A 2,563-nucleotide genomic window follows, 5' to 3' on the forward strand; every position below is an offset into this window, starting at 1 on the left:
GACAGTGCGCCGTTGCGGCGCTGAAATGGAGTATCAGTGATGATGAGGTAAGTTGAGAATGCCTCTGCTCGCCGGACTAACCTCGGGCCTCACAAGGTCTGAAATCCCGAAAGGGACGGGGAACAATAGCATGTTCGGAAAAGGCCAGATGCGTCTTAGTCGCAAATGGAGGCGATGACGGTCAGGGCAAGGTGCGTATGGTGAAGGCTACACTGCTTAAATCCCAGTCTGCAGCAATCTATATAGCGATACTGGCGAAAGCGACTGTCACGCCAGGTCCGGATGATGACAGCGGTCTCATGTCTTGGCCGCCTGTTTCTCAGCCCATCCGGTGCGCCTCTCGTCGAGGGGTTTAGTGGACGAACGGGACACCTAACCGCGCCGCATCTCCATTCAGCGTAACTACGGGATGCCCTAAACAGGCGGCTTCTGCCGGCCTGCATGGGTACGGAGCCGCCATATTACTCAAATGCCCGGGGTAATGCCCGGGACATCGACCTCTTCGGAGGCGGCGGTGCAACTGTATAAGGTCTCGAGCGATCGGGCCGAAAGCGGGGAAGACCGGGGGAAGGGCGGCAGCTGTGATTCTTCAACCACCGATCATGGGGTGTGCTGATGCTGCCAGAAACTGTGAAAGGCCGGTTGGAGGCCATTCCGGCGCTCGTTGCGTCGGGCAAAAGGGTGAATGGACTCTATCGTCTGATGGGGTCTCGCCTCCTTTGGGAGGAGGGGCTCCAGAAGATCGGATCCAACAAGGGTGCGATGACGCCGGGTATTGACGGCGAGACCTTCGCGGACTTCGGACCGGAAGACCTCGACCCGATTATCGCCAGCGTGACGGCAGGGACCTATGATCCCAAACCAGTGCGTCGGGTGTTTATCCCGAAAGGCAAGGGCAAACGGCGTCCGCTGGGCATTCCCACGCGCGACGACCGCCTCGTTCAGGAAGTGGCGCGGCAACTGCTCGAACGGATCTATGAACCGGTGTTCTCGAACGCCTCCCATGGATTCCGGCCGGGCCGGTCGTGTCATACGGCGCTTGAACACGTCAAAGCCGTATGGACGGGGGTGAAATGGCTCGTAGATGTGGATGTCGCGGGGTTCTTCGAGAACATCGACCACGACATCCTCCTGCGGCTGTTGCGGAAAAGGATCGATGACGAGAAATTCATCGGCTTGATCGGCAGCATGCTTAAGGCGGGTGTTATGGAAGACCGGGTTCACACCCGGACCTACAGCGGCACTCCGCAGGGCGGTATCGTCTCTCCAATCTTGGCCAACATCTACCTCCATGAACTCGATATGTTCATGGCGGAACGGATCGCGGCTTTCGAGAGGGGGAAGGTCCGTGCCACGAACCCGGAATATGGGCGACTGGCTGGGCGCATCCAGAAACAACGGAAGCGCGTCACCATGCTGCGGGCCAAAGACAATGTCGACGAGGTGAAGGTTGCGGCCTCCTTGGCCAAAATCCAAACCTTACTGCCGCAAAAGCGGTCCATCCCGTCGAGAGACGCGATGGACCCCGGTTATCGCCGACTTCGTTACTGTCGCTACGCGGACGACTTCATGATTGGGGTTATCGGTAGCAAGGAGGATGCACGAAGCGTGTTCGCCGAAGTCAGGGCATTCCTGACCGAGGCGCTGGCGCTCACGGTGTCCGAGGAGAAAAGCGGTATCCGCAAGGCGAGCGATGGAGCCGCCTTCCTTGGATATGAGGTCCGCACATATACGACACGCCAACGGGTTGTCCGGAGCCGACAAGGTTCCGTCAGCTTCCTTCGTAGGCCGCCGTCGGAAGTGATGCAGCTGCATGTCCCTTGGGAGAAGGTCCACGCGTTCGCTTCTGCAAAAGGTTATGGTGATCTGTCGGTGTTGAAGCCGCGTCATCGTAGCCTGCTGCTCAGCTGCAGCGACGTTGAGATCGTCCTAGCTTACAACGCCGAATTGCGGGGTTTTGCGAACTACTATGCTCTCGCCAAGGATGTGAGCTTCAAGCTGAACAGGCTTGAGTTTCTCCAGCGGTGGAGCTTGTTCAAGACCTTGGCCAGCAAGCACAAAACCAATGTGCGAGCGGTCGTGGCCCGCATGAGGACGGGGCAGGAATTCACCATCGGCTACGACGTCGATGGCCAGCCCCGATCGGTCAAAGTCTGGAAACTGGCTCATCTGAAACGTGATCCGGCCACCTCGTCCAGGATTGATATCCAGCCTTGGACGCAGGTGTTCACCCACTCACGTACGGACTGGGTTGATCGTCAGAATGCCAAGCAATGCGAGGCTTGCGGTCGATCCGATGTTCCGTGTCAGGTGCACCATATCCGGGGGATGGCCGATGTTTCGCACCGCGGTTTTGTCGTGAGAATGAAGGTGGCACGCGCCCGCAGGACGGTGGTCCTGTGCGAGCAATGCCACTGGGATACTCACAGAGGCCGCCTGCCCGATCTACGGCAAAGTGATGGTTCGTCACAGTGGAGAGCCGCATGCGGTGAAAGCTGCACGTGCGGTTCGGCGGGGGGATCAGGGCTGACTCCATGAGCAGCACCAATCCTACCCGACTGAC

General features: G+C 58.8%; 1 protein-coding gene. It reads left to right on the forward strand.

The genetic code is table 11. The features are described 5' to 3' along the window. Positions 1-615 precede the first annotated feature (615 nt). The gene (locus C100_RS31525) at positions 616-2,538 is read left to right on the forward strand and encodes a reverse transcriptase domain-containing protein (RefSeq protein WP_024018999.1); all 1,923 of its coding nucleotides are present in this window, start codon (positions 616-618) and stop codon (positions 2,536-2,538) included. Positions 2,539-2,563: the final 25 nt, after the last annotated feature.

This window comes from Sphingobium sp. C100 (assembly GCF_000508185.1).
Lineage (GTDB): Bacteria > Pseudomonadota > Alphaproteobacteria > Sphingomonadales > Sphingomonadaceae > Sphingobium.

Coding starts and splice junctions, on each gene's coding strand:
- C100_RS31525 (WP_024018999.1), top strand. CDS start 616: ATGCTGCCAGAAACTGTGAAAGGCCGGTTGGAGGCCATTCCGGCGCTC.